19 protein-coding genes are annotated in these 18,777 nt (G+C 42.2%); 9 read left to right on the plus strand and 10 right to left on the minus strand.

Annotation, left to right across the window (positions count from 1 at the left end):
* Positions 1-76 precede the first annotated feature (76 nt).
* Positions 77-1,051, minus strand: coding sequence for an HTH-type transcriptional regulator CysB (gene cysB / locus ACHUFN_RS00440; protein WP_118494818.1), 975 nt, complete (start codon positions 1,049-1,051; stop codon positions 77-79).
* Positions 1,052-1,259: 208 nt separating this feature from the next.
* On the opposite strand from cysB, the gene ACHUFN_RS00445 reads away from it, so the two are divergent.
* Together ACHUFN_RS00445 and ACHUFN_RS00450 are read left to right on the plus strand one after the other, a co-directional pair.
* Entirely contained in the window at positions 1,260-1,964 is a 705-nt protein-coding gene (locus tag ACHUFN_RS00445) for a sensor histidine kinase (RefSeq protein WP_394220292.1), read from the plus strand.
* 94 nt (positions 1,965-2,058) lie between these two features.
* Entirely contained in the window at positions 2,059-2,817 is a 759-nt protein-coding gene (locus ACHUFN_RS00450) for a hypothetical protein (protein ID WP_394220293.1), read from the plus strand.
* Positions 2,818-2,867: 50 nt separating this feature from the next.
* Here ACHUFN_RS00450 and ACHUFN_RS00455 read toward each other — a convergent pair whose 3' ends face one another.
* Positions 2,868-3,752, minus strand: a complete 885-nt coding sequence (locus ACHUFN_RS00455) for a LysR family transcriptional regulator (RefSeq protein ID WP_394220294.1) — start codon at positions 3,750-3,752, stop codon at positions 2,868-2,870.
* A 121-nt stretch (positions 3,753-3,873) separates the two neighbouring features.
* Between ACHUFN_RS00455 and ACHUFN_RS00460 the strand changes: the two genes are divergently transcribed.
* The 3 genes from ACHUFN_RS00460 (at position 3,874) to ACHUFN_RS00470 (ending at position 6,764) form a co-directional block, all read left to right on the plus strand.
* Complete coding sequence (locus ACHUFN_RS00460) at positions 3,874-4,581, plus strand: CoA transferase subunit A (RefSeq protein WP_394220295.1); 708 nt, start codon at positions 3,874-3,876, stop codon at positions 4,579-4,581.
* Complete coding sequence (locus ACHUFN_RS00465) at positions 4,581-5,234, plus strand: CoA transferase subunit B (RefSeq protein ID WP_394220296.1); 654 nt, start codon at positions 4,581-4,583, stop codon at positions 5,232-5,234. The genes ACHUFN_RS00460 and ACHUFN_RS00465 overlap by 1 nt, the downstream gene beginning before the upstream one ends.
* A gap of 201 nt (positions 5,235-5,435) precedes the next feature.
* Positions 5,436-6,764 (plus strand): DEAD/DEAH box helicase, encoded by a 1,329-nt coding sequence (locus ACHUFN_RS00470; RefSeq protein WP_394220297.1) that lies wholly within the window; start codon positions 5,436-5,438, stop codon positions 6,762-6,764.
* Positions 6,765-7,050: 286 nt separating this feature from the next.
* On the opposite strand, the gene ACHUFN_RS00475 is transcribed toward ACHUFN_RS00470, so the two are convergent.
* From ACHUFN_RS00475 to ACHUFN_RS00485, 3 genes are all read right to left on the minus strand, one after another.
* Complete coding sequence (locus ACHUFN_RS00475) at positions 7,051-7,293, minus strand: EF-hand domain-containing protein (RefSeq protein WP_394220298.1); 243 nt, start codon at positions 7,291-7,293, stop codon at positions 7,051-7,053.
* 58 nt (positions 7,294-7,351) lie between these two features.
* The gene (gene trhO, locus ACHUFN_RS00480) at positions 7,352-8,347 is read right to left on the minus strand and encodes an oxygen-dependent tRNA uridine(34) hydroxylase TrhO (protein WP_394220299.1); all 996 of its coding nucleotides are present in this window, start codon (positions 8,345-8,347) and stop codon (positions 7,352-7,354) included.
* A 136-nt stretch (positions 8,348-8,483) separates the two neighbouring features.
* Positions 8,484-9,038, minus strand: a complete 555-nt coding sequence (locus tag ACHUFN_RS00485; RefSeq protein ID WP_394220300.1) for a VC2046/SO_2500 family protein — start codon at positions 9,036-9,038, stop codon at positions 8,484-8,486.
* Positions 9,039-9,161: 123 nt separating this feature from the next.
* On the opposite strand from ACHUFN_RS00485, the gene ACHUFN_RS00490 reads away from it, so the two are divergent.
* Positions 9,162-10,802: a response regulator gene (locus tag ACHUFN_RS00490; protein ID WP_394220302.1), complete on the plus strand. Its 1,641-nt coding sequence runs from the start codon at positions 9,162-9,164 to the stop codon at positions 10,800-10,802.
* Positions 10,803-11,187: 385 nt separating this feature from the next.
* Positions 11,188-11,715, plus strand: a complete 528-nt coding sequence (locus ACHUFN_RS00495) for a hypothetical protein (RefSeq protein ID WP_394220303.1) — start codon at positions 11,188-11,190, stop codon at positions 11,713-11,715.
* 1 nt (position 11,716) lies between these two features.
* On the opposite strand, the gene ACHUFN_RS00500 is transcribed toward ACHUFN_RS00495, so the two are convergent.
* Entirely contained in the window at positions 11,717-12,142 is a 426-nt protein-coding gene (locus tag ACHUFN_RS00500) for a helix-turn-helix domain-containing protein (protein WP_394220304.1), read from the minus strand.
* A gap of 96 nt (positions 12,143-12,238) precedes the next feature.
* Here ACHUFN_RS00500 and ACHUFN_RS00505 point away from each other — a divergent pair, with 96 nt between their 5' ends.
* Positions 12,239-13,666: an MFS transporter gene (locus ACHUFN_RS00505; protein ID WP_394220305.1), complete on the plus strand. Its 1,428-nt coding sequence runs from the start codon at positions 12,239-12,241 to the stop codon at positions 13,664-13,666.
* A gap of 238 nt (positions 13,667-13,904) precedes the next feature.
* Here the strand turns inward: ACHUFN_RS00505 and ACHUFN_RS00510 are convergent, their stop codons facing one another.
* The 3 genes from ACHUFN_RS00510 to ACHUFN_RS00520 form a co-directional block, all read right to left on the minus strand.
* Positions 13,905-14,489 carry a TetR/AcrR family transcriptional regulator gene (locus tag ACHUFN_RS00510; RefSeq protein WP_394220306.1) on the minus strand — a complete coding sequence of 195 codons (585 nt, stop codon included), beginning with the start codon at positions 14,487-14,489 and terminating at the stop codon, positions 13,905-13,907.
* A complete protein-coding gene (locus tag ACHUFN_RS00515; protein WP_394220307.1) occupies positions 14,489-15,346 on the minus strand; it encodes a phytanoyl-CoA dioxygenase family protein in 858 nt (285 codons plus the stop codon). The genes ACHUFN_RS00510 and ACHUFN_RS00515 overlap by 1 nt, the downstream gene beginning before the upstream one ends.
* A 488-nt stretch (positions 15,347-15,834) precedes the next feature.
* Entirely contained in the window at positions 15,835-16,677 is an 843-nt protein-coding gene (locus ACHUFN_RS00520) for a DUF6279 family lipoprotein (RefSeq protein WP_394220309.1), read from the minus strand.
* A 174-nt stretch (positions 16,678-16,851) separates the two neighbouring features.
* Here ACHUFN_RS00520 and ACHUFN_RS00525 point away from each other — a divergent pair, with 174 nt between their 5' ends.
* Entirely contained in the window at positions 16,852-17,856 is a 1,005-nt protein-coding gene (locus ACHUFN_RS00525; protein ID WP_394220310.1) for an ATP-dependent 6-phosphofructokinase, read from the plus strand.
* Between the two features lie 92 nt (positions 17,857-17,948).
* Here the strand turns inward: ACHUFN_RS00525 and ACHUFN_RS00530 are convergent, their stop codons facing one another.
* A complete protein-coding gene (locus ACHUFN_RS00530) occupies positions 17,949-18,776 on the minus strand; it encodes a LytR/AlgR family response regulator transcription factor (protein WP_012518407.1) in 828 nt (275 codons plus the stop codon).
* Position 18,777 lies beyond the last annotated feature (1 nt).

The raw sequence follows: 18,777 nt of genomic DNA on the forward strand, positions 1-18,777 counted from the left end.
GTCTTTACACTTTAATTGCTTGCTTTACTGTTAAATCGAAGACGATAGCGGCAATCGCTAAAAAAGCCGACTTGCCTTACTTAACTGGAAGCGTTACACCCTTAAACATCTTCTCCACTTCTTCGTTGTTTTTAAGCATCATCGCCTTTTCTACTTTGTCTTTAGTTAGGTGAGGAGCAAAGCGCTCTATAAAGTCGTACATATAACTTCTTAAGAACGAGCCCTTTCTAAAGCCAATTTTTGTGGTGCTGTAATCGAACAAATGGCTAGCGTCAATTTTTACCAAGTCGTCGTCTAATTCTTCACTAACCGCCATCGAAGCAATAACCCCAATACCTACACCCAATCTAACATAGGTTTTAATGACGTCTGCATCGGTTGCAGTAAACACAATTTTAGGTGTTAGCCCTGCTCTTTCGAATGCTTGGTCTAATTCAGACCGCCCAGTAAAACCAAATACATAAGTTACCAGTGGGTATTTCGCAATATCCGAAATATCTATTGTGCCTTTTTTCGACAGCGGATGATCTTTGTTCACTATGACGCTACGGTTCCAGTGATAGCATGGCAGCATTACTAAATCGTTGTATAAATGAAGTGCCTCGGTGGCAATGGCAAAGTCAGCCTCCCCTTTTGCCGCTAAATCACTAATTTGAGACGGCGTGCCTTGATGCATATGAAGCGACACTTTCGGGTATTTAGTCATGAACCCTTGGATTACATCGGGCAGTGCATAGCGGGCTTGTGTATGCGTGGTAGCAATGTTGAGTTTTCCTTGGTCTGGTAACGTGTGTTCTCTGGCTACGGCTTTAATGCTTTCTACTTTCGCCAAGATTTCGCGGGCAATGTTTATAACGTCGTTACCAGCGTCTGTGACATGAGTAAGGTGCTTTCCACTTCGGCCAAAAATTTGAACGCCTAACTCATCCTCTAGCATGCGTACCTGCTTACTGATACCAGGTTGTGAGGTGTACAAACTTTCAGCAGTTGCTGATACATTCAAATTGTTGTTTAAGACTTCTACGATATACCGTAGTTGCTGTAGCTTCATTTTTTACACCATTTCATGCGATAGACTAACACTGTACTTTCTCCGTTATAACCAAAACTACCTTTTTTTACTAGTTGCTATTACAAAATTGGCATTATAAAGTTGAAAATAATCCAATTTTTTCATTTTCGAGTGGGATTTATTCGCCTTTACCCATTTTCTTCTACATTATGGATAGGTGATTAAAAAGCACGGTGTTAAATAGATAATGAATAGCAGTAAACAAGTAACCTCCACAATAGACTTTTCTTCTGTACTGGCAGCGGCTGTACACGATATGAAGAACTCCCTTTTTCTACTAATTCAGTCTATTGAAACGTTGAGCGATTCCTTGTCACCTCAAGACGAAGAAGCGAGAGAGCAAGTTGCGAGCGTTCACTATGAAGCTTCTCGTTTGAACACTAACCTCGTTCAAATTCTTTCTTTGTATCGAGCTGAGTTAGAACGCCTCCCCATCACTGTCGATGAATGCTTTATTAGAGATTTGGTTGAAGACGTCGTCGGCTCCAATGCTTTGTATGTTTCTCAGAAAAATATTGATATTTCTATCTCCATTGAAGATGACCTAAATTGGTACTTAGACAGCGAACTAATTTACTTACTGCTAAATGATGTAATCATCAATGCTATGCGTTATGGCACTTCAAAAATACAAGTCAGCGCTCGCATAGATGACACAGAATCTTTGATCATCAAAATAGAGGACGATGGCCACGGCTACCCTCAGTCAATGCTAACAAAGAGCCATGAAGCCTTGTGCGATTTTGAGTTGAGTCAAGGGCGAACAGGGCTAGGGTTATTTTTTGCAAAACTTATTGCAAACGCACATTCACAGGGAGAAAAAGTAGGGTCAATAACACTTTCTAACGGTGGGAGTTTCGGTGGAAGTGTATTTGAAGTAAAAATACCGTAGTATGGGCCGATAACTTTAGGTAATTCAGAAATTAACGCTCGTACGTAGTAATACGTTGACGCTTTAAAAAATAAAAACAGACGGAAGCACACGCATGTACGTGATTATTATAATATCAATTGTTATTTTGCTCATCGCCGCCATTTTCATTAATGCGGTACAACAGCATCGTGAAAAGCAGGAAGCTGAGCGTAGAACCGAGCTTGCAAAGCAACGAACAATTGTAGACGAAACAGAAAACGTTATTGCTGCAAGCGTAAACATGCCAGTCTCGTCCCGCATAATAGGCATTTTACATAATAGAATTTTAAACGCGTTAAAAACAATGAACGAGCTGTCTGGCACAGCAGAGCTAAAACAAAGAATTTCAAGCACAGAGCAAGCTACAGCGGCAGCATTGTCAGATAATAGTGGCGCGGCCACTGAGTTTTCGCTACCTGATAACGATAAAATGATTATTCAGTATATTCAGGCCGTTAAAAAGCTTCGCATCATCTTGCGTTCAGAACACAGTAAAGGACAAATAGACTCAAAAGTTTTTATGGATGAAGATAAGCAGCTTGAACGTCTGCAGGTTAAAGTTAACGTCGAAACTTTGATAAAACGAGGCCGTGCTGCACTTCAATCAAATATGCTTGGTTCAGCGAGGCAGTATTTTGAAAAGGCCAAAAACGCGCTAGAAAACCAAACCCCACAAGATGAATATTCAACGACTAAACTAGCAACACTCAATGAATGGCTTCACGAAATTCAAAGTAACCTCAAAAGTGTTAACGAAAAAGACCGCGCAAAAAAACAAGAAGAAGAGCGTGACGAGTTGGATGAGTTATTTGCGCCTAAGAAGAAATGGTAACGCAAGTTTTATTTAGCATTAAGCCATAAACGATGAGTAGCGCATTAACGCTAACCGTAATGCGCTACGGTTAATTCCCATAATGATTGAGCAGGTAAAGAGAGCTCTTTTCTCGCATTTTTTATTAATCCTATATTCTTCACCAATGGTTCACCGTAAATTTCTCGAACAACTAGACCTAACCCTTCCATTTGCGATCGGCAAATAGCCGGCATTATTGAAATGCCAAGTCCGTTTTGGATAAGTTTGCCAAGTGTTGAAAGCTGACCAGTTTCCGCAATAATGTTCAAATCACCATACTGTTCAAGCTTAGTCTGAGTCCAATGCCTAACTGCTGAGCCCCTGTTCATCATAACAAGAGGGAAATCTAAGCAATCTTTCCAGCTTAGTTTGCAGTTAAAGTTTCTCGCTGCGTTTTTATTTGCAACAACAACAAACTGGTCGGCAAATAAACTTGTAAACACTAAACCATCTTTTCTTTCTGGCTCAAACGAGAAGCCTACTTCGCATCGGCCTTTAGCAACCTCATGTATTACTTGCTCCATTACAACGTCGACTATACGCAGGTTTACATTGGGTATACGTTGATGGAAAACCGAAAGAATGTTGGGTAGATGTGATTCGGCAAAAGAAGGCATCGCACAAATAGTAAGTTGTCCTTTAGCCATTGCAAACAAGTTTTGAATATCTGAAAACGTATTATCCCAGTCGTGGATTAGCCGCACAGCATTCGGGAACAGCACTTCTCCTTCAGGCGTTAAGCTTACATTTCTTGTGTTACGCTGAAACAATCTGCCACCCAACTGCTCTTCCATTTTTTTTATAGCCGAAGACAAAGCTGGCTGTGTAACATGTAAATTTACTGCCGCTTCTGCAAACGTCGAAGACTTTGCCACTTCCACGAAGGCTTTTATTTGGCGATATGACACATCCATAGACGAACTCAACACCCCTCAATTAATAAATATTATTTATTAATTGAAAGATTAATTCGATTTTACAAATCACGCAACAATGTTGATACTTATTTTTAACAAATCGCATTGGAGATAGTGAATGGCAGGATTTAACAAGGTTGTTTCGTCGTATGAAGAGGCAATGGCAGGGCTTGAAGATGGTATGACAGTTATTGCCGGAGGTTTTGGCTTATGCGGAATACCAGAGGGCCTTATTGCACAAATAAAAAAATTAGGCGTTAAAGGCCTTACCGTAGTTTCAAATAACTGTGGCGTAGATGGCTTTGGGCTTGGTCTCTTGTTAGAAGACAAACAAATAGCCAAGATGGTGTCTTCTTATGTGGGCGAAAATGCGTTATTTGAAAAGCAACTTCTAAATGGTGAACTTGAGGTAGAGTTAACCCCTCAAGGTACGCTTGCAGAAAAAATGCGTGCTGGTGGTGCGGGTATCCCGGCATTTTACACCGCAACAGGCTACGGTACGCCGGTGGGCGAAGGAAAAGAAGTCAAAGAATTCAACGGTCGCCCCTATATCCTTGAACACGCCATTACTGGTGACTTTGCCATAGTGAAAGCGTGGAAAGCAGATACTTATGGTAACTGTATTTATCGCCATACTGCACAAAACTTCAACCCAATGGCAGCGACGGCAGGCAAAATTACCGTTGTAGAAGCTGAAGAAATTGTGGAACCGGGTGAGCTTAATCCGAGTGAGATTCATACGCCAGGAATCTACGTAAACCGTGTAATTCAAGGGGCATTTGAAAAACGTATTGAGCGTCGTGTAGTTAGTAAGGAGACAGTGTAATGCTTAGTAGAGAACAAATTGCAATGCGCGTCGCCCAAGAATTTAAAGATGGTGATTACGTTAACTTGGGAATTGGCATCCCTACCCTAGCCGCAAACTATGTACCCGATGACATTAGTGTAATGCTGCAGTCAGAAAACGGCCTTTTAGGAATGGGTCGTTACCCTACCGAAGATGAGGTGGACGCTGATATGATTAATGCTGGCAAGGAGACAGTTACCGCCATAACGGGGGCATCTATATTTAGCAGTGCTGAAAGCTTTGCCATGATCCGTGGAGGTCATGTCGACTTTACCGTACTTGGTGCGTTTGAAGTTGACGTATCGGGTAACATTGCGTCGTGGATGATCCCAGGCAAGTTAGTTAAAGGCATGGGCGGAGCTATGGACCTTGTGGCTGGTGCAAAGAACATAATTGTTACCATGACCCATACCGATAAACACGGTAATCCGAAGCTACTAGGCGAGTGCACGTTACCTTTAACAGGCGTGAACTGCATTACACGCATTATTACTGACTTAGCTGTATTAAGTGTTGAGGATGGCGCATTTGTATTACAAGAGCGTGCGCCAGGTGTGAGCGTTGATGAAATCAAAGAGAAAACGGGTGGCAAGCTAATAGCCCCTGAAGACGTTCCTGAAATGAAGTTCTAAAACGGCTAGGGTCAGTTGATCTTTGTGGTTTTCGCTCACACAAAAGACACCTGGCCCACTATCTTGTGTTAAATTTTTCTCTAATTTAGCGTAAGGTGTAATGTGAAAGTTATCGCCTACGCAAAGCCCAATAAGCCTTTCAATACATCAAGCATTAAGGGATAATACGCGCGAATGTTATCTTAAAAAGGCTGTATCTTCTTGCTAGTTACTGATTTACCTGTACACCACAAAATTATTTCAAAGCTTGAAACTAAGAATATTTCGACGCTAACCGAAATTCAAGAACGCACTATGCTTCCTGCTATCCAGGGCAAGGACATTATCGCGTCATCTAAAACGGGGTCAGGTAAAACCTTCGCCTTTTTGGTACCAGCAATAAATAGGCTGATGTCGCAAAAAGCATTAAGCCGACAAGACCCGCGAGCACTTATCCTTGCACCCACACGAGAACTCGCTAAGCAAGTTTTCATTGAAGCAAAATCGATGTGTACTGGTTTAAACCTTACCTGCTCATTAGTTGTTGGTGGTGAAAACTACAACGATCAGGTTAAAGCGCTTCGTCGTAATCCACATATAATTGTAGGAACGGCAGGCCGCATAGCTGACCACCTCTTAGATAAAAGCGTTTATCTAAATGGCTTAGAACTGCTTATCTTTGATGAGGCAGACCGTATGCTTGATTTAGGTTTTTCTGCACAGCTTAAAATGATAAACGACTATGCAGATCACAGAAAGCGCCAAACCATGCTGTTTTCTGCCACGCTTGATAACATTGAGCTAAAGCACATGACTACGCAGTTAACCAAAGGTGCAGTGCGCGTAGCGGTCGGTGACTCAACAGCGCAACACGGTGACATAGTTCAGCAGTGTTTCTTCGCAGATAACGTTGAAAATAAAGATCAGATATTACAATTCGAGCTGGCTAACCGCTCCTATAATCAAGCGATTGTGTTTACCGCTACCCGCGAAGATACCGACAGAATTGCCGCGCTTCTTAATGAGCAAAATCTAGAGGCCATCGCCCTACGCGGTGACATGCCGCAGAATCAGCGCGCTGCCGTCATGAGCGCATTTGCTCGAGGTCAACACAGTATTCTAGTAACAACTGACTTAGCCTCTCGTGGTCTCGACCTTTCAAAAGTTGGATTGGTAATTAACTTTGACCTGCCCAAAAATGCTGATGAATACATTCACCGTATTGGCCGAACAGGACGTGCCGGGCAAAAAGGCGAAGCCTTCTCGCTGATTGGCCCTCGCGATTGGAACAGTTTCGAAGGATTGAAAAATCACCTTCAGTACGCCCTTGAGTGTTCAGCACACGATGAATTTTCAGCGTCGTTCAAAGGTTTTACACCTAAGAAAAAGGTGTCTAAAAAACCAAATTCTCAAAACGGTAAGAAGCGCGTTGCAAAGCCAGTTAAATCAGGTACTAAAAAGCGCGTTGATACCATGTCTGGTGAAGATATTGGTATGGTTCCCGTTAAGCGTAAGCCAAGAAAAGCATTGTCTGATGACGATGAGGGTTAGCATGATTGAATTAGGTGAAATGCCTTATTACGGTTAAGCGTAACATTACACTGAAAATGTACTAGGTTAAAAGTTTCACAACGTCATGTTTAAACACAGAATTTGATGACTTGATTAAACTTAAGACACAAAAAAACGAGTGACTTAAAAGCACTCGTTTCTACATTAGTATTTCGTTTTATTTTGGTTTGTTTGGGCTCGTTTTGATTAACTTTGGCGCCCACCTGTGTCACTAACACTGTGGTTTGAAAACCGAAGTTTGAAGGGTTTAGTACTGAGCAGTGGCTCAGTACTCCCACCAACATTCTTGCCACCACTCTAGAAACTCTTCAAAGTCGATGTAACCGTCGTCGTTACTGTCGATAAGTTTGAAGCCCTCTTGCACATGGCTGGCTTTAGTTTTTGGAGAAATAATAGTTAGAAGCTCTATGAACTCAGGTAAATCGATTTGGCCATTGCCATCACGATCGAAAAAGCTGAAGTCCTTCCTAATTTCTTCAATTTTTGTTTCTGAAAGTTGAGTACTCACTCGCTTTCCTTATTTCAACTGCAATAAGCACGAGTGTAACGCCCTTCTATCTAGCTGTCTACGCCTGATTTTCTTTTGCTTTAAGTGCGCGTAAACGTTGAGCTTCTGCTTTTTCCTGACGCTTTTGTTCCATGGTTAAACGCGCCTCAGTGCCAACGTGTTCTTGTTGACGTTCTTTCGCTAACTGCACTTGCTTTTCACGTTCTCTAAAACGCGCAATTTGGTCTTCAGTATGTGTACCAAAACAGTGAGGACAGCTTACACCCGGCTCATATTTATCGCTCTGTTTGTCTTCATCGGTAATGGGAAGACGGCAAGCATAGCACTGCTCGTAGTGGCTTTTTTCTAAGTCGTGGTTTACTGCAACGCGATTGTCAAAAACAAAGCAGTCACCTTCCCACATTGACTCTTCTTTCGGAACGTCTTCTAAATACTGAAGAATACCGCCTTCAAGGTGAAAAACCTCTTCAAACCCCTGCTCTTTCAAATAGGCCGTAGACTTTTCGCAGCGAATGCCCCCAGTACAAAACATAGCAACTTTCTTATTTTTAGATGGACTGAGCTCTTTCGCTACGTACTCTGGAAATTCGCGGAAGGTTTCGGTTTTAGGGTCGATAGCATTCTTGAATGTACCAATCTCAATCTCATAACCGTTTCTAGTGTCGATAACCGTTACATCTGGGTCGCTAATTAGCGCGTTCCAGTCTTTCGGTTTCACATAAGTACCAACGGTTTTGCGTGGGTCAATACCTTCTACACCCATAGTTACGATTTCTTTCTTAAGTTTTACCTTCGTACGATAAAACGGCTGGTCGTCATGCAGCGACTCTTTGTAAGAAATAGGATTAATGCGCGCATCGCTGTTTAAGTAAGCTAATAAAGCGTCGATGCCTTCACGTGTACCAGAAACTGTACCGTTAATGCCTTCGTGGGCAAGTAGAAGTGTACCTTTGATACCATTTGCTTCCATCGTTTCAAGAAGCGGCTGGCGAATTTCTTTAAAGTTTTCAAGCGCAACAAACTTATACATTGCGCATACAATATATTTAGACATATTTTAACCTTTGCTGATTGGAGCGTAAGACCAGTGCAAAAATGCGGCGCGCAATATATCAAAACTAACAAGGAAAAACTAGCGCTGATAATTTAAAGTGTGAATGCGCCACGCGCTAACATGGCCTTAGACATAGTCAGGCCGTTTGCTCAAATTGCGATTCGAACGCGGGGTTAAATTGTGCGAGGTCTATTTCAGGCTCTTGAGTTGACAAAATATCGTAGAGCAGCGTGTTGTCTTCTTTCAGCGTATTAGCGTATAACTTTTTGAGTCTTTTTTGCGTTGCTAAACTACAGTTTTCTACTACATCATCAGGAAGACGTGCGGCGTCGTTCGTTTGAGCAAGCGGTGCTGGCTTTAAATTCAAATACAAACGGGCCGAAGCAAAGTCTTGTGCAACTAGTGAGGACATTACATGCATGGCGTGCCACTCGCTTTCGTTTGCAGAAAGTGCAGGACGCCTGTAAAAGTTTAACTCATTGAGCGCTTCATCAATACGCCCTTCAGTGTCTACGTCGGAATTCGCTGATTCCAATTCAAACGGCTCAGCAACACTATGTTGTTGCATAGCTAGGTACAATGAGAATAATGCACCCTGTGACGACGCACGAGACAATACGCCACTGCGCTCCCAGAAAATACTGGGATCGATAGGCGTTTGTTCATTTATGGATTTTGCGTCCAACGACATACTCTTGTTATCACTTCATTTGTATACTTATGTTTTCGGCAAGATAATGTTTTTCTTAAGCTTATTTTTTTAAAGTTAGATATACTTTTAGCAAGTTATTATGCGCTCATTCACGGATTCGAAATGCAATTTAGCAACAAACAAGTACTGATTGTTGAAGACCAACGCCCGTTTCTTCTACTTTTAAAAGGGCTAATGCATTCAATGGGCACATCCGATGTAGTCACGAAATCCTCAGCTGAACAAGCTGCATCACTGTGTAAAAAGCACAAATTCGATATTGTTATCTGCGACCTGCATTTAGGAGCTGACAATAAAAATGGCTATGAGTTAATTGAAGAGCTACGTACTCGCAACCTCATTAGTCAAACCGCTGTTTTTATATTGATAAGCGCAGACAGCGCAAGACCTGTTGTACTTGGCAGCATTGAGCGTCGTCCAGATGACTTTCTCATTAAACCTTTTTCTCAAGCTCAATTGAAATCCAGAATTGTACGCGCGTGGCAAAAGCGTCAGTTCTTACAACAAGCATACACACTGATTGAGCGAGGAGAAATTAACAGTGCCATAGACCATATTGAATCGCTACTCGAATCACCGTCTCACTACAAAGGTCACTGTGAACAATTATTAGTAGAGTTGTACTGGCGCATTAACCAACCAGACAAAGCATTAGATGTTCTTAGCGACTATATTGAAGGTAAGCCAGTGCTTTGGGCTCAAACGGCTATTGGCAAGACATACCTTTATTTAAAGGAATACGAAAAGGCAATTTCGATCGCAAAGAGAGCGCTAAAGCGAAATCGATTTAATGCTGACGCCCACGATATTCTTGCACAAGCATATCAATCTTTAGATTCTGGCGATAAAGCACTTGAAGCAATTAAAGAGGCGATAAAACTCTCACCTTATTCGCTTCCTAGGCACTTTAAAGCCTGTGAAATAGGAAGGATAAATGAAGACTTAGTGCTTGCTGCCAGTTCAAGTCAAGCTATCTGGGACTTATCAAAACGTACGGTTCATAAAACCAGTTTGCACTGGTGCGGTATTATTCGCAGTCTGCTAGATGTAGCCGAATTGGCCGACGATAAAAAACAGCGCAACAAGTATCAACAAGAGGCATTGCTTACACTTCAGCGAGGAAAATTTGATGAACATCTACAAAAGATGGACCGTGATTTTGATGTAGACATTTTCGGTACCATAGTCAATGCGCGAATAAGCGCGATTGACGGAAAACTGATAGATGCAAAACGACATTTAAGCAACTCACAATCGCTTTTAGACGACAAATATGCTGAAGTTCCTACCGCTTTTATTCCAGATAGCATAAACGTTATGTACAAGCTAGGTGAGTTCGACGATGCATTGCAGCTTAAATCTGAACTTGAGACCAGACAGGGTGAATTAGACGAAAACAGTACGTCCATGCTGAACATTCAAGCTAACAACGCAGCGAAAAACTTGGCAAGTTATCAGCAATTCAATCGAGAAGGTATTCAACATTATCAACAAAAGGACTATGAACGAGCGAAAGCATCCTTCTCCCTAGCACAAGGGTTTGCCCCAGTTAACACGGGTGTTGCACTTAACCTTCTTCAATGCCTTCTTCAAATAGCAGTTAAAGCAGGTAAAGCTGACGCAACGTTAATTGCTGAATGTAAGCGTTTATTTAAGTTAATAGACGACATGTCGTTAAAAGAGCCATACAAAGAAAAGTACACCAATTTGCGCGAAGAACTTTCTAAGTACATTGGCTTTTAAGTCTAATTTGCTTGGTATTAACATTGGTTGTAATAGTGGCTCAGGGCATTATGCGGACACTCAAAGTCTTAAGTTTGAGGTGCCGTTTCTTGGCAATTTTTGAAGATATCAATTTGGGATAAGTTAAATCAAGCTTATCAACACGATTTTTGTAAACTCAGGTAAACCTTTCTATCAGAGTAACCAACACCAAAAGTCAAAACATCTCTGATGTTATAGTGTGTTATGACGTCTCAGAGCCTATTAGTAATTACTACTACTGGAATAGCATAAATCTAACCTCGCAAGTTGGCAGATAAAATAATTGTCGTAGTTCCAGGTTGACCTCAAGTTAACTTTAAGGTGTATCATTCTGAACTCATCTAGAACATGAGGAAATGCTGGTATGTCAAACAACCTAGATACAATCATAAGAGAGATTAAAGCTTGTTGGGAGGGACTGCACTCCGATACAACAACAGAAGTAAGAAGGTTACTCACTGAGCTTGCAAAAACTTCGACTGACGAAGAATGGCTACAAAGGATAATGCTTGAAAAGCCCAGTTCAAAAGAGCTTTACCGTGATCCCGAACATGGGTTTATTTTACTCGCTCACACAGAAAAGAATGGAACGTACCGACCACCTCATAATCACGGGGCTGGCTGGGTTTTCTATGCAGTCCAGTCTGGCGAAATGGAAATGACGACGTATAAAAATGTTACAACAGCGGAGGGTATTTCGCATTTAGTTTCGCGAGGTACTGATAGGTTGCAGGTTGGCGACTGTAGGGTTTTCTTACCCGGTGATATACATGACACCCATTGTATAACTGAGAACTTTGTTCAGTACCGATTGACGAGTAGTGACTTTTCGGACGAAATTAAATCAAAGCGTATGGTTCGGTTCCTCAATGAAAAGAGCGTTGCCTTGTAGCCTATTGATTGCTGGATTTATTCTTTTTTCTCGCTTGGTCTTTTCCAGCGACACGCAGTAACTTCTGAAACTTTGGACATTCCGAATGCCTTTCTGCTGAACATTTGGCCGCATGTTCTAAGCAACGTTGGATCGCAGTAAGTTGCTTTACATGCTGGCCAATCTCTTGTGCCTTTTCTTGGAGTTTATCCCGGTTAACTTCATACTCACCTTTTGTTGTAAGCATCGCTTGGATATCTTCCAATGAGAAGCCTGCTCTTTGCCCCAAAGCAATGAAATCTAGCTGTTCAAAAACATAAGTATCAAATAGGCGTTTTAGGCCACTTCGGCCAATCGACTTAATTAATTTCTTTTCTTCGTAGTATCTCAATGTCGAAGCAGGTACGCCTGATCGCTTTGAGAGATTAGAGATATCAATTGCTCCCATAATTATGTTGACCTCAAGTTAACTTTAAGTAGTACGATGACAATAAGAGTTTAACACACGCTAGTCAAGTAACGTGTCAATGAGTAGTGAAGTACCATGAATGAAGGCATGTTGAAGCCAAAAAATATAAAACCAAACGAGAGACTTTCGCTATATAGAACCTTGTTTTGTCTAGGTATGACCATCTTTATTCCTTCATTAGGAATGAGCATTGTCCATGTAGTTCTGCCGACGCTTGTCAGTAAATTCGATACAACGTTATCGAACGCGAATTGGGTCGTAATCTCTTATTTGCTTTCGATAACTTCACTAGTTCTTGTAGGGGGAGTGCTAGGCGACAGGTTTGGCAGAAAAAGACTGATACTAATGGGTTTAGGAGTTTTCATTTTTGCTTCAGTTTTTGCAGCCCTCAGCTTAAATATTTGGACTTTGATTGGAGCGCGAATGGTACAGGGGATAGGAGCAGCGTTTTTACTATCTCAATCATTCGCGCTAGCAGGGACTGCACTACCAAAGAACAAAACGGGTGAAGCAATGGGCCTGCTTGGGACGATGGCGGCAACTGGAACCGCACTAGGTCCTTTAATCGGAGGCTTGATTGTAGAATGGTTAAACTGGCCCTTCATCTTTTGGGCAATGCTCCCACTGAGTGTTGTGTCATATTACTTTTGTAATGTGTTCTTACCTGAAGATAGTGAGGATAAGGTGGACTCAAAAAGGTTAGATCTGATCAGTATGGCGTTACTTTGCACATCCTTGTTGTGCTTCACACTTTTTATTTCATCAAGTGCTTCACTATCTAGTCAAACGAACACTGGTTTGCTGGGAGTATTTGCTCTTAGTCTTTCTCTTTTTATAAACAGCCAAAAAGATAACGAACACGCATTCATAAGGCTTAAATTATTCAGAAATACGTACCGTAACACGTTGCTCACTGAGAGTTTTCTCGTTGACGCTACTGCAATGGCAACTCTAGTTGTTGGGCCTTTTTATCTCACCTATGTAACAAATCTATCTCCCGCGAACGTCGGGTTGGTGATGGCCATTGGGCCATTTGTAGGAGCATTGTCGGGTTACCCGGCGGGTCGAATTGTAGATTATTATGGCTCAGGAAAGGCACTCATCTTTGGATTGTGTCAAATAGGGTTGGGCGTCTTATGCTATGCATATTTCCCTCTATTTTTTGGCGTTTACGGGTATATTGTTGCGCTATTTATTATGACGCCGGGACGGCAGTTGTTTCTTGCTGCCAATAGTACATACGTGATCAATAGCGTAACCAACTCTGAAAAGGGGCAAGCCTCCGGGTTGCTTAATCTTTCAAGAAATTTAGGGTTAATGACTGGAGCATCAGTAGGGGGAGCGTCCTTTACTCTGTTTCTTGGGACTGACGTAGTTTCATCTGCAACTCTAGAGCAACTTAACACTGCTTACTCAATGACCTTTTTAATCATGTTCTTCCTACTCATGCTCTCTATTTTGGGCATAATATATACCAAAATAAGAGAGCGTAAATACATCTAGGCGCTCTCAACTAAAAAGTTCGAAAATTGACATTCAGATTATATTAATTCGAGTAAGACTGCCCTTCGCTTTTTAATGCAAAAAAAAATACAATGGGCCATTGGCCGCTTTATGTACTGAGCCGCCTAACAGCGATAGAGGCATCTGGAGACAAACAGCAAACGTTCAAGTTTTGGGTTTTAATTTTCCGAGTTGGGCCACTGAAAGAGACCGAGTGTCATACAAGGGCCACGGCGTCTCAGTTGAGACCGACCGCTCGTGCAACAAAATTCCACACTGAACGTTGTGCTTGCGCTAGTGTCAGCGGTGGTGACGCGGTTAATGCCACTCTTACTCCGGCCATAACACCAGCCAATAACATCGAAGCCATCATTAGAGGGTTGAGCGACGGATCGAGTTCGTTTGCCCTTTGTGCGCTGGCGATATTGCTTGCGCCTAATTGCTCTAGTCGGCTGTTGCGCTCAGCCTCTTCTTCTGCAAACGCAGGGTCTGTGCGTAGGCGCGTGACAGCTATCATCGCCACTGGGTCCTCATAAAACAACGTCACCATTGCATTTACTCGCGCTTGTTCTCGCTCGGCCCAAGTTTCTCCCTCAAAAGGCACGCCCGCAACTTTATCGTCGAAGTGTGCATAGAAGTCGTTTACTATCGCGTTGATTAGGCCAGATTTATTGCCAAAGTGATAATAGGTTAAGCCGTCGGAGACGCCCGCGCGTTTTGCGACATTGGCAACCTCTAAGTCACCATTGCCGAGCACAATTTCTTTACGCGCGGCGTCTAAAATACGTTGGCGGGTAGATTCCTTTGCCGCTGATTTAGCCATTACAAATTCTCAAGTAAGCGTTTGGGGTGCATGCCATTAACCATTCCTGCAAAAGGCGGATGAATTGAATAACCTAGCATTCGGCGAATATCTTCAGATACTTCTGCGACGACTTCAAGTGGTGTACCCAGAAAATAGTTCTCTTGTGTTCGCAACCAGGGTTCACAGTATTGGCAAGTAACTGCAAGACGGTTTGCATCGGACTCATTCGCACCGCCACCATGCCACAAGGTTCCCGGATAAAATAGAACTGAACCGGCTTTCATAACAGCTGATACGGCTTCTTCAGGTTGAGGCTTGCGTTCATCATCCCAAGTATGGCTATTTGGTACAATTACGGTCGCACCATTGGTGTGGGTAAAGTCATCAATTGCCCAAATAGAGGCTGCACCAAGGCCTGCACGTGGTCTTGGAATTGGATAAAACCCATCGTCATAATGCAACGGCTGGCCGCTCTCGCCGGGTAACAGGTTAATGACTTGCAATTGCGACAGTAAGTAATTCGGCATAAACATTTTGTCGAGCATGGCCAAAATGCGTGGATGATCAACAAGACGATCCAGTGCTCTTGTTTTGGTGAGCACCGCATATAAACGTTGTGTTTTATATCCTTCAAATGCGTTTCTGCCAGTTTCTTTTAAGAGTGGCCCAATTTCCGCTTTAATGGTTGCAAGTTCTTCAGCAGACAACACCTCTTCAATAACTACGTAGCCTTGTTTTTCTATTTGTGCTAAGTCGGCTAGTGTCACTTCTTCTGGGATTTGTTGCGCTTTTTCGCTCGTAGTTTGGCGGTATTTATCTGCATTGTCGCCGGAAATGTAGTCACTACTGATGTTCTTTGTAGAAAGTGTTGGCATGTTGAACCCTCATTAAGTTGAGTTCAACTCAATATATATTGTGATTTAATTTTGTTCAATGTCATTATTTTGATTAAAACTTAACCCACTGATCAATTTAGACTTTATGTTACCTTTGGTAAGGAAAAAACGGATCTATGCAAATTACGCTATTGTGATGAACCAAATTTTACTAAAAACTTTTCAAGCGTTATTTTTGATGATGGTACTCGTGTAAGTGTGGGTCATTCCGGCAGTGATTATTATTATCTCATCTTCTTTGAAGACGTGAGCGCTTAAGTCAACAGTGATCATTGTGGTACCGAGCATGCGAGTAGTTCACGTGGCTTGCACAGTATCTATAGTGGGCGCCAAATTTATTGTCTTCAGCGATCAAAGTTTTCGTTGCCCTGTTTGTATCAGGTATGGTTTGTCTGAAGCAAGAACAGAGGTCTACACACCATGCGGACGTTAAAGGGGCCTTTACAATAGTAAGCCCCCTCTCCCTTTTACCGTTTAAAACTCTCTACCGTTTCAATAAATTCATTTATGTTTTCAATGAGGGTTTCTTTTTGCTTGGTAGATAGCGTTGAATAAATTTCTGCAACCAACGTTGCCGAAACGGTCATGTTATGTGCACTACTTTGTTTATATACTTCGCTTCTATAATTATCTGGGTTTTGCATCAGAGTGATAAGGTCTTCTTCGAAATTACTATTCAGTTCACGCGTAACAAATAGCTTTCTAGCCGCGTTTTGAATGTCTCTGCGATACTTCAACCACTCTTCACCAGTGGGAATAAACTGCTCTGCGTATGTGCTTACAATTTGCTTTTGTTCATCGCTTAACTTGCCTATGCGCTCACTTATCGCGTTTTCAATACGCTCTTTTCTATCGTTTAAACGTTCGGTCTCTGACTTTTCTAGCGCCTCTTCGCGCTCCTCCTCTTCTTCTTTGTTATCTTTTTCCAGCGCAGCGAAAAGAGTAACTACCTGTTCGTCATCAAGCGTTTTAGCTATTGAGGCAAGCTCTGGACTTATTTCATCGCGTACTCTTTCCCAATGGGCTCTTCCAAGCTCTAAGTGATTATAAACAGCGTTAAAGTTTAGCGAGCCGTTTTCTACCTGGCTTTTTATTTTAACTAGCTGATCTTTATAACGGCTCAGCTCACTTTTTTTGTGCCAGCGAAGCCAGTTCTGTAAGTAACTATCAAACTCTTCTTCTTGGTCGTTATTAAGCTCGATATAGTCATCAATATACCAATAAACCCACCAATCAATGTTGTTGTAAGCCAATTTAGAGCTGCAAGACGTTAGTAAAAAAACGAATACAAGAATGAACATTGAACGCATAGCTTTTCCTTTTTATGTTGTTTACGTAGCTGTAAACAAAACCGCTTAGTGTTTTACACTTAAATTTTGCCTTGGGCTGGAAGTGGTAAAATAGAGACCATAAATTGAATACTTTACGTGTCTGGGCGTTTACTCTACTTTAATGGCATAGCTTATAAAAAGAAGGATTTTAATGTGTCAAAACGTGTCGCTATTTTAACATCTGGGGGGGACGCGCCCGGAATGAATGCCTGTATACGTGCCACAATTATTGCCTGTCAAAAAGCTGATTACACGCTACTAGGTTACAAGCACGGCTATAACGGGCTTCTTCAGCAGGAGTACATTTCGCTTTCGCTCGACTCTACCCACAACCTTCTTCAGCAAGGTGGCACTATTCTGCATAGCGCTAGATGTAAAGAATTTAAAAACCAAGAGGGATTGATTAAGGCCGCAAATAACCTATTACAAGCCGAAATTGATACATTAATAGTAATAGGTGGAGATGGCTCCTTTAGAGGAGCAGCAAAGCTCAGTGAATATTGGGGCGGTCAGATTATAGGTATACCCGGTACAATAGATAATGATATTTCAGGCACAGATGCCACTATTGGTTACTACACCGCAATAGATACGGCGATGAGTTCTATTGATAAAGTTCGAGATACCGCCGATGCCTTTGAACGAATTTTTCTAGTTGAAGTCATGGGCAGAAACGCAGGTTTTTTAGCGCTAAACGCCGCGCTGTCTTCTGCAGCTGATTACGTAGTAGTGCCCGAATTTTTCGTTTCTGAAAAAGACGAAATTCAAAAGATAGTGTCGCAAATTAAAGCGCAGCGAAGCGTAAAAGGCCCGGTTAGTTTTATTGTTGTGGTAGCGGAAAATGTTTGGCCAAATGGATTAACTGGCTTAACGGACGCCCTTCAAAAGCATAATATTGACGATGTGAGGCCGGTTACTCTAGGGCATGTTCAGCGAGGAGGTTCACCTGTTGCCCAAGACCGTTTATTAGCCACAACGCTAGGCGAGTTCGCTATTAGCCTTGTGGGTAAGGATATAACAAACGTAATGGTTGGAGAGGTTAATCAGCGCCCTGTTACTGTACCGCTTTCGAAAACATGGGAAAATACGAAGCCATTGAACGAGGCTCGGGTTGATGCAATGCGTACGTTAATGAACGAGAGATACGATAATACTTAGTGAGTATTTAACGAAAAGCCTTGTTTTAACCGAGAAGACGCCAATGGCTAATTAACGATTAAACAAGGCTATTGATTAGGCGGGGTCAAAAGCTACATTTTCATTGCTGCTTTTACCTTATCTCGATGACTGCGACTTACTTTAAGCTCTGTGTCGTTTTGAAGTATTAAATGATACTCACCGCTAATGTGACTAACCAGCTTTTTGACAAATCGAATATTAGCAATAGCTGAACGGTGCACGCGAACGAAGAATTGGGGGTTAAGCTCTTGCTCTAACTCCTTCATGGTTTTACGCATTATGTGCATACCGTCAAGCGCATGAACGCACATATAGTCACCTGCGGCGTCTATCCACTGAATATCTTGGACATTGACTCGCGTAACTTCCGAGCCATCTTTTATTGCCAATACGTCAGGATAAGGGTTCGTTTCAACTGGCTCACCGTTTGCTAATTTACGAAGAATTTCCTCACAGTCATCACCGGTTAACTCTGCAACTAAACTAACCAACTTCTGTGACTGCTCGTCTTGATGTTGAGTAGAGAAGTATTCTCGCACCTTGTTTAATGCAGCACCAAGACGTTCATCGTCGGCTGGCTTTAAAAGGTAGTCCAGTGCGTGAACATCAAACGCTTTAATTGCATAGCTGTCGTAGGCAGTCACGAAAACAATCATAGGAATAGGCTGTTTTAGCTCTCGCAACTTATGAATAACTTGAAAGCCATTTAGGCCGGGCATTTGAATATCTAAAAAGACCAAATCAGGACGGTGCTGCGAAATACTGCTAACCGCTTCTAAACCGTTTTGACATTCGGCAAGTACTTGCACATCATCATGACGCTCTAACCTAGCGCGCAGGCCTTTACGCGCCAGCGGTTCGTCGTCCACTACAATGGTTTTAATTACTTGCTTTGTCATG

It is taken from the genome of Alteromonas gracilis, from assembly GCF_043642145.1.
Taxonomy (GTDB): domain Bacteria; phylum Pseudomonadota; class Gammaproteobacteria; order Enterobacterales; family Alteromonadaceae; genus Alteromonas; species Alteromonas gracilis_B.

Excerpts from the sequence above, each read along its gene's own strand:
- cysB (WP_118494818.1), bottom strand. The coding sequence starts at position 1,051 with ATGAAGCTACAGCAACTACGGTATATCGTAGAAGTCTTAAACAACAAT.
- ACHUFN_RS00460 (WP_394220295.1), top strand. The coding sequence starts at position 3,874 with ATGGCAGGATTTAACAAGGTTGTTTCGTCGTATGAAGAGGCAATGGCA.
- ACHUFN_RS00495 (WP_394220303.1), top strand. The coding sequence starts at position 11,188 with ATGTCAAACAACCTAGATACAATCATAAGAGAGATTAAAGCTTGTTGG.
- ACHUFN_RS00505 (WP_394220305.1), top strand. The coding sequence starts at position 12,239 with ATGAATGAAGGCATGTTGAAGCCAAAAAATATAAAACCAAACGAGAGA.
- trhO (WP_394220299.1), bottom strand. The coding sequence starts at position 8,347 with ATGTCTAAATATATTGTATGCGCAATGTATAAGTTTGTTGCGCTTGAA.
- ACHUFN_RS00485 (WP_394220300.1), bottom strand. The coding sequence starts at position 9,038 with ATGTCGTTGGACGCAAAATCCATAAATGAACAAACGCCTATCGATCCC.
- ACHUFN_RS00520 (WP_394220309.1), bottom strand. The coding sequence starts at position 16,677 with ATGCGTTCAATGTTCATTCTTGTATTCGTTTTTTTACTAACGTCTTGC.
- ACHUFN_RS00455 (WP_394220294.1), bottom strand. The coding sequence starts at position 3,752 with ATGGATGTGTCATATCGCCAAATAAAAGCCTTCGTGGAAGTGGCAAAG.
- ACHUFN_RS00515 (WP_394220307.1), bottom strand. The coding sequence starts at position 15,346 with ATGCCAACACTTTCTACAAAGAACATCAGTAGTGACTACATTTCCGGC.
- ACHUFN_RS00500 (WP_394220304.1), bottom strand. The coding sequence starts at position 12,142 with ATGGGAGCAATTGATATCTCTAATCTCTCAAAGCGATCAGGCGTACCT.
- ACHUFN_RS00445 (WP_394220292.1), top strand. The coding sequence starts at position 1,260 with ATGAATAGCAGTAAACAAGTAACCTCCACAATAGACTTTTCTTCTGTA.
- ACHUFN_RS00465 (WP_394220296.1), top strand. The coding sequence starts at position 4,581 with ATGCTTAGTAGAGAACAAATTGCAATGCGCGTCGCCCAAGAATTTAAA.
- ACHUFN_RS00510 (WP_394220306.1), bottom strand. The coding sequence starts at position 14,489 with ATGGCTAAATCAGCGGCAAAGGAATCTACCCGCCAACGTATTTTAGAC.
- ACHUFN_RS00490 (WP_394220302.1), top strand. The coding sequence starts at position 9,162 with ATGCAATTTAGCAACAAACAAGTACTGATTGTTGAAGACCAACGCCCG.
- ACHUFN_RS00530 (WP_012518407.1), bottom strand. The coding sequence starts at position 18,776 with ATGACAAAGCAAGTAATTAAAACCATTGTAGTGGACGACGAACCGCTG.
- ACHUFN_RS00450 (WP_394220293.1), top strand. The coding sequence starts at position 2,059 with ATGTACGTGATTATTATAATATCAATTGTTATTTTGCTCATCGCCGCC.